The 7,249-nt window shown below is 42.5% G+C and carries 7 protein-coding genes and 1 pseudogene; 3 read left to right on the top strand and 5 right to left on the bottom strand.

The features are described from left to right. Positions 1-50 precede the first annotated feature (50 nt). Complete coding sequence (locus tag IQR33_RS16325) at positions 51-2,069, bottom strand: methyl-accepting chemotaxis protein (RefSeq protein ID WP_193837377.1); 2,019 nt, start codon at positions 2,067-2,069, stop codon at positions 51-53. Positions 2,070-2,203: 134 nt separating this feature from the next. Between IQR33_RS16325 and IQR33_RS16330 the strand changes: the two genes are divergently transcribed. Further along, complete coding sequence (locus IQR33_RS16330; protein WP_025998640.1) at positions 2,204-2,698, top strand: NlpC/P60 family protein; 495 nt, start codon at positions 2,204-2,206, stop codon at positions 2,696-2,698. 45 nt (positions 2,699-2,743) lie between these two features. Here IQR33_RS16330 and IQR33_RS16335 read toward each other — a convergent pair whose 3' ends face one another. The 3 genes from IQR33_RS16335 to IQR33_RS16345 all read right to left on the bottom strand — a co-directional run bounded on the left by IQR33_RS16335 (position 2,744) and on the right by IQR33_RS16345 (position 5,215). After that, positions 2,744-3,088 (bottom strand): DUF3802 family protein, encoded by a 345-nt coding sequence (locus tag IQR33_RS16335; RefSeq protein WP_005377620.1) that lies wholly within the window; start codon positions 3,086-3,088, stop codon positions 2,744-2,746. 190 nt (positions 3,089-3,278) lie between these two features. Next, complete coding sequence (locus tag IQR33_RS16340) at positions 3,279-4,241, bottom strand: GGDEF domain-containing protein (protein ID WP_025766666.1); 963 nt, start codon at positions 4,239-4,241, stop codon at positions 3,279-3,281. Then, positions 4,241-5,215: a response regulator gene (locus IQR33_RS16345; RefSeq protein WP_021033872.1), complete on the bottom strand. Its 975-nt coding sequence runs from the start codon at positions 5,213-5,215 to the stop codon at positions 4,241-4,243. Before IQR33_RS16345 ends, IQR33_RS16340 begins: the two co-directional genes overlap by 1 nt. A gap of 224 nt (positions 5,216-5,439) precedes the next feature. Here IQR33_RS16345 and IQR33_RS16350 point away from each other — a divergent pair, with 224 nt between their 5' ends. Next, a complete protein-coding gene (locus tag IQR33_RS16350) occupies positions 5,440-6,306 on the top strand; it encodes a fructosamine kinase family protein (RefSeq protein ID WP_005377623.1) in 867 nt (288 codons plus the stop codon). A gap of 253 nt (positions 6,307-6,559) precedes the next feature. Next, the gene (locus tag IQR33_RS16355; protein ID WP_017634925.1) at positions 6,560-6,754 is read left to right on the top strand and encodes a CPXCG motif-containing cysteine-rich protein; all 195 of its coding nucleotides are present in this window, start codon (positions 6,560-6,562) and stop codon (positions 6,752-6,754) included. An 84-nt stretch (positions 6,755-6,838) separates the two neighbouring features. Here the strand turns inward: IQR33_RS16355 and IQR33_RS16360 are convergent. Beyond that, positions 6,839-7,018 (bottom strand): annotated as a pseudogene (locus IQR33_RS16360) (transposase); the annotation flags it as partial. Positions 7,019-7,249: the final 231 nt, after the last annotated feature.

Here is a 7,249-nt window from a genome sequence, read left to right on the forward strand (position 1 = left end):
ACAAAAAAGCAGAACCGAGGTTCTGCTTTTAGTCGGTGGAAACATCTCATTTACTTGGTCTGATGAAGCTCATACTTGTGCAGCATTGCTTGCTGGTGCCCAGCAATTTCCGCCACTTGCTCAGAACTCTCAACCATAGACTCAAGCTGCAGCTTTGTGCGTTCGCCAAGATCAGAAATATGTGTGATGGATTGAGATACATCTGCCGTCGCTCGTTCTTGTTCTTCTGTAGCAACTGAGATTTGCTCAACACGTTCTTGAATGTGCTTAACCGCGAGGTTGATATCAGAGAATGTCGATTTCACTTCATTGCTGGACTGTAGCGCGTGGGTCATTTCTTCTCTTGAATCATTAACTGCTTGGCGCGAGCGCTCTGCGGCAGTAATAAGCTCGCTCATCATTTCTCGGATGTTCGTAGTTTGTTGAGAGGTATCACTTGCAAGTTTGCGAACTTCATCAGCGACAACCGCAAATCCACGCCCTTGCTCACCAGCACGGGCAGCCTCTATTGCCGCGTTGAGAGCAAGTAAGTTGGTGTTGTCCGCGATCCCACTGATCATATCCACCATTTCACGAATCTGTTTAACACGCTGGTCTAGCTCTAACATTGACTGTTCATTTACATCCAAAGAGCTTTCTAATGACTCCAAACGTTCGCGGTTTTGTTCCACGACTTGAACCCCTTTTTCAGTGTGTTGGGTTGCAAGGAGCGAGTCCTGTGAAGATGCATTTGTCACCATTGCTATTTCACGAATAGAGGCTTCAAGCTGCGTTATGGTCGTGATCATACTCGACAACGCTTCATTTTGTGTTGCCAACCCATCACTTGTTTGTTCGGCTGCACTGTGGCTTACTTCTGCCGTCTGATAAAGCGTTTCACAATTGCGCGTCACCGTTTGAATGGAGTCATGTGTGGAATCGATTACTTGATTCAACTTTCGTGCTACTTCTTTCAGCTCATAGGGGCCGACTTCTTCTGCCTTGTCACGAAAATCATGTTCGGTAAGTGCTGAAAGACGCGTTAGTACATTCCTTAACCCTCGGTTTGTCCATGACTTGAGACTAAACCAAGTAACCAGAATAATAAAAGAAATCACACACGCCGCAAACACGAGCACAACGCTCACCGATTCAATGGTCTCGTTGACCACCCGCTCTTTTTCATCGATCAACTGACCAGCGGTTTGGGAGATTTGATCAAGTAACCGCATGGTTTCATCCGCAAGCATCGAAGCCTGTTTAAACTCTGAACGTTGCAATTCCCCTTGTTCTAGTTTGGCGAGGATCAAACGCAGCACGCCCTTTTCACTAAAGCCTTGTTTCACCATCTCATATGGTGCGGTTAAGCTTGCATATTCACTTACTTCAGGATGGAAAGATTGGAAGTCTTCATAGGCGAGTTTAATACCTGCTATGCGATTTCGCATTTCTCGGTATTCTTTTTCGGCTTCGTTTAATTCTGAGTGCATCATCATGACTAAGAACGTACTTTCCATTGAGCTTGCAGAAGCAATGAAACGGTTAGCGGCATCGCTCGACTCAGGATTATCAGCACTAAGAAACGAACTGATTCGATTCATTTCCGGACCGATAGAGCTAAGCCCATAGCGAAACCCACCAACAGCGGCATCAATATCCATTTGAATTTGTATCACCGAAGATTGCTTCAACAAAATGGACTGCGTGATGTTATGTAAACGCGCTAGTTTGGTGTCTAACTCCTCCGAGAGTTGCTGAGCTACACCAGACGCTTTCACAACCAAAGTTGTGCTTTGAGTTGCAAGAGAGTCGATTTGCTCTTTTATGAGAGGCAACTCTTTCGGCTCAGTAATCTGCATACCATGGTTGAGTAGCTTAACCATCTCCAATACATTCCTGGTTAACTTTGCGTTTGCCATCGCGATTGGTAATGCTTTTTGCGACAAGTCTTCAAATTGTTCCCCTACCTGTTCCATTCCTTTGAAACTTGAGACAGAAAGGGCTATAACAAGAGCAATGATAGTTAAAAATGTTGCACTGACAGCCTGAATCAGTGAAAGTGATGTGCGTGAGCGTTTTCGCTTTGCCATAATCAATTTTTATTCTTTCTTAAGGTTGAATCGGTTCTGCAGTGATTCCGTCACATTTGTGAGACAAAACCGTGATTTGCAGCCCATACTATGGATTGGTTATGACACTAATATTTCAGTTGTGAGTCATAGAGATGACAGGTGGTGATTTGCGTCGAGTATATTTTCCTTTGATAATCAGTGTGCTACTAAGCGCCTGCTCTTCTGGGCCTGAGCCTAGTGAGCAAGCACAGGTGACAACACCTACAAATCAGCTATTGTCGGACAACCCTGACTTGTTCGACTTTTACACAGAGTGGCACGGCACGCCTTATCGCTTAGGCGGGACACAGAAATCTGGAATTGATTGCTCAGCATTTGTACAAAAAGCGTTTATTGAGGCTTATCAGCTCTCGTTACCAAGGACAACGAAGCAGCAATCAAAGCAAGGTGTGGAGTTAAGTTGGACGGATGCCAAGCAAGGGGATCTAGTGTTTTTTAAAACAAGACGTACAACTTATCATGTCGGAATTTACTTGGGTAACAAGCAGTTCATGCATGCATCGACGTCTAGAGGTGTGATTATTTCAAGAATCGACAACCCATACTGGGCATCTAAGTTTTGGCAAATAAGAAGAGTTACAATGTAACTCCTCTCACTCTTTAACCGGACATTGCTGTAAGTTAAAACAATATCAGTCGTAAGTCGCAACAGCATTATCGAACAGATTTTTGACCAGAGCGATGTATTCATCAAGGAACGTGATCTGTTCATTGGTCGCTTTTTTATGCCATACCCCAGCCAATATCTCACCAAGATCTTCAACAACTGCATCAGCCTCTTTCAACAATTTGAAGCGTACGCTCGAGTGAAGTTCTGGATTTTGCTCAAAAATCGCCATGATGTTTGAAGCCACCATATCGGTGACAACATCTTCGATGCTTTCGGATCCAGTGTCGCCAATTTCGGTCGTAAAAATATCTAGATTTAGAGACAAGTGCTCGATAAGAGCGAGATATCCATCGGTTTCTAAAACCACTGTTTTTCTCCGTTTATTGCAAGCCTTCGAAGCTGAAAGCAGAATAGTTTCAATAGTAAGACATGCCGAGAAAATTTCATTAACTTATTTCATATTAACAAACATTCACGAACCAACTGGATGATTTTCAAACAATTGAGCTTTGCTTCACTGAATTCGGATACAGGGTTTCTTCAAACCTTTTTATATTTCAGTCATTTTCATGCAAACAGGTTTGGTTACGACCATTTTCTTTTGCACGATACAGCGCAGCATCGGCACTCTTTAACCATTGAGTGTGAGTTTCAAAATAAGGCTTATACTCGCAAACACCAATACTTATCGTGTAATTAATCAAAAAATCTTCCACTTTCACGATCTCTTGCTCAATTCTTTTGCGCAAACGCTCTGCGAAATAGCAAGCTTGCTCCTGGTTTGTGTGAGGAAGTAGTACCGTAAACTCTTCACCACCAAAACGACCGCAGATGTCACTGCTTCTTGCTGTTTTTCTCAACAAGGCAGAGGTTCGACGAATGACTTCGTCCCCTGTCGGGTGACCATAAGTATCATTCACCTTCTTAAAGTGGTCGATATCGAATATTACTAATGAGCATGGTCCGTCGATAACTTTTAAGTGAGCAAACTCATCTTTCAATGATTGCTCCCAATAAGCGCGATTAAATAAACCTGTTAAACCATCTTTGCGACTGATTTCCGACAAATGTTGATTTGTTTCTTTCAAATGAATGCGATTTCTCGCAGTTTCAGAAACATCATTGACTTGAATCGCTATGTGGCTGACCTCTCCTGAAAGCCCAATTAACGGCGTGATCACGATATCTTGATACATAAAATCACTGCTGTTTGAAACCGGAGAAAAATTGTTGAACTTAAAAAGGTACGGTCGGTTTTCCCAGCTAGAAAAAGAACGAGTTTCCAGATCGGCGGCAGCTTTTATCTTGGTTTCTAGCCAAGTTCTTGGCAGCTCTTCAAAATGCTCAAATAAACATTCACCAAGAATTTCTTGTGATAGAACGCCACTGTATGACTGCATAAAACTGTTCCACACACACACTTTATACTCTTGATCCAAAACAATAAGCCCTGAATCCATCGTATCGAGAATTTGTGTGACCCAATGAAAGTCTGCTATGTCCAGCGTGATATCGGACATTAGATTAGCTCCATGATTTCATAGATTATTTCTACGGATGGCTTATCAATTAAAAACAGTACCTCGCACTCGAAATCGAGCGCTTCTGCCATGTAGGTGTATTCAATAGTAAAGAGCTCGCCCAACTCGCCTTGCTCTTCACAATAAGGTGTTAAGGTATCCACAATGCCTGGCTGACGAAGTGAGAATTGCTTGTCGAGTTGATCGCCTAACGACGTGAGAAATGACGAAACCAGTAGGTTAGAGATATTCAAGATGATTTCATTATGAGGCGTAAACTCAAGAAGGTAACCTAATTTTTCCCCAATCTGATTGATATCCCTACCACGTAAGCACACCAGTGCCTCCCCGTGAATACCACCACCGACAAACCTCTGCGCTACCGCAACGGAACTGTCACGCCCAACCACATCAACCAGTGTCATATGAAGCTCGCCGTAGGACAAAGGTCCAACATGAGGAACAGGAAGTTGGATGAACTCATGTAAATGGTCGGCCATAATCGCAGCCCCTTTACCAAGGGCAATGTTCGCAATTTCACGGAATTTGGCTAGTAAGGAAAGCTCTTCGCAACCCTGGTTTTTAGAATCAACCGAATGACTAGGTTTGAACGCATAATGCAGTCCTAATTGTTCGTATAGTGGTAGCACCTGCTCTTCTGTCAGAGGCTTAGCGATAAAAGCTTGAGCACCAAGATCGAGACAGCGCTGTTTTGCCTCTTGTTGAACATCTCCAGAAATAATGACGATTTTGGTCGGGTACTGACTAACAGGTAATGATTCGAGGACCTCAAAACCATCCATTATGGGCATCGTTAAATCGAGAAACAAAATATCGATATTTTGCTCAGCAAGAATATTAAGCGCCTCATAACCATCTTGCGCTTCAATAAGATGTAATGATGTATCTTGTACGATAGAACGCGCAATAAGCTTTCTTGCAACAGCTGAGTCATCACATATCAGTATTTTCATGCCACCAATGGAACTAACGTCAAAAAAATCATAATACCTGTTGTAAACGTTCATCTCCATATGCTAAGCCAACAAATCAGAGGCTTATAAGCGATTTGATTCACATTTATACAAATTGACTACACTAAGAGGAAGGTTTCTTTACTAAGTATGCTCAACATAGCGCCAACTCCCTGCTATTTATCCTAAACTATTGGTGGTCAAATAGATTCGCGAGGTTTTGTATGTGGCAAGCAATATCGCAACAGCTTTCTGATACTTTATTGTTCGATTACCAGATCACGGAAAAAGTAAGGCTGTCTGGTGGGGATATCAGTGAAAGCTACATGATCAATGATGGCGAGCAACGTTATTTTGTGAAAATTAACGATCGCGAGTTTTTGTCTAAATTTGAGGTAGAAGCTGAAAGCCTGCATCTTTTGCGTGAAACATCCACCCTATTTGTACCTGAGGTGGTATTGGTTGGTAAAACCAAAAATGCCTCATTCCTAATTCTTAACTACCTTCCAACGAAACCATTAGAAGATGGTCCCAACAGCTTTAAATTTGGGCAGCAATTAGCTCACCTACACCAGTGGGGCGAGCAAAAAGAGTTTGGTTTTGATACCGACAACTATCTCGGTTCGACTCTACAGCCCAACAAATGGCACAAGAAATGGTGTGTATTCTTTGCTGAGCAACGCATAGGTTGGCAATTACAGCTCCTTAAAGAAAAAGGCGTCACCTTGGTTGATATCGATGACTTTATCGACGTCGTAAAACAGCGGCTAGCAAACCATGCTCCGGAACCTTCTTTGTTGCATGGCGATTTATGGAATGGAAATGCGGCACTCACTGCATTCGGTCCTATCTGTTACGATCCTGCGTGCTATTGGGGGGACAGGGAGTGTGATATTGCGATGACGGAGCTTTTTGGTGGATTTCAACCAGAATTTTATCAAGGCTACGAATCGGTTATGCCACTTTCTTCAAGCTATGAAGAGCGTAAAGATATCTATAACCTTTACCATGTTCTCAACCATTGTAATTTGTTTGGCGGCCATTACTTGGAACAGGCTCAACTGGTTATTAATAAAATCATTTCTTATTAATTTGGAAGCCACTGCATATTTCAAGATGTAAAATCTCGAGGCACATCACTACAGAAAATCACCCTAAGCTCAAGGTTGAGTTTGGGGTCAAGTTTTGTACTTATTTCGACTCAATTAGCAACAACTCTGCCTAATATCAAAGGAGACTTAACTTTGGATTGTGCCTATTTTCCTTGTAGGCAAAGTAAGTAAAGGGCTGTACTTCATTGATGAATAGTGTGTTTAAAAGCCCTGCGAGATTAGGAGTTGTTGTATGAAAAATTATACCGAAAGGTATGTAAAGTGCCCGCATTGCGGACACTCTATCGGCATTACATTGGATGCAAGTAATGGTGACCAAGAGTTTTATGATGATTGCCCAGCTTGTTGCCACGCTATCCACCTAAATATGCGAGTGGATGAGTTACAAGATAAGGTCGAACTATTTATCGATGACAATTACGAATAACAGCTCGAGCATGTGAACATCAGAAATATAAAAACGCTTAAGTAAATTACCACCTTCTAAAGAAGGTGGCTTTGTATGAGCCCCCTAAAAGGGGGCCTTTGTTTCGTCCAGCGCCAATTGCTGCTGCTCTACTCGCTCTTGCTTCTCTTGATGTCTTACATATCGGCGTATTATTTCTTCATTGATTCCAACACTATCGACAAAATAGCCTCTTTGCCAAAAGTGATTACCCCAAAGCCTGTTCTTCCTAAGGTGAGGAAACTTGATTGTATCTACTCATGTTATTTGTCCTCTTCGAATTCTGGAAAAATCAAAGATGCATTTAGCATGAGTAGATTTACAGGCAAAGCCGAAGCGGATGATAACCACCTACTGAAGTAGGTGGTTTAGGGCTGAAAACAAAAAAGCAGAACCGAGGTTCTGCTTTTAGTCGGTGGAAACATCTCATTTACTTGGTCTGATGAAGCTCATACTTGTGCAGCATTGCTTGCTGGT

The organism is Vibrio sp. OPT46 (assembly GCF_015163535.1).
In the GTDB taxonomy this organism is placed as follows: Bacteria; Pseudomonadota; Gammaproteobacteria; order Enterobacterales; family Vibrionaceae; genus Vibrio; species Vibrio alginolyticus.

Bases quoted from the DNA above. Each gene is read 5' to 3' on its own strand.
- IQR33_RS16330 (WP_025998640.1), top strand. From the start codon at position 2,204: ATGACAGGTGGTGATTTGCGTCGAGTATATTTTCCTTTGATAATCAGT.
- IQR33_RS16350 (WP_005377623.1), top strand. From the start codon at position 5,440: ATGTGGCAAGCAATATCGCAACAGCTTTCTGATACTTTATTGTTCGAT.
- IQR33_RS16345 (WP_021033872.1), bottom strand. From the start codon at position 5,215: ATGAAAATACTGATATGTGATGACTCAGCTGTTGCAAGAAAGCTTATT.
- IQR33_RS16325 (WP_193837377.1), bottom strand. From the start codon at position 2,069: ATGGCAAAGCGAAAACGCTCACGCACATCACTTTCACTGATTCAGGCT.
- IQR33_RS16340 (WP_025766666.1), bottom strand. From the start codon at position 4,241: ATGTCCGATATCACGCTGGACATAGCAGACTTTCATTGGGTCACACAA.
- IQR33_RS16355 (WP_017634925.1), top strand. From the start codon at position 6,560: ATGAAAAATTATACCGAAAGGTATGTAAAGTGCCCGCATTGCGGACAC.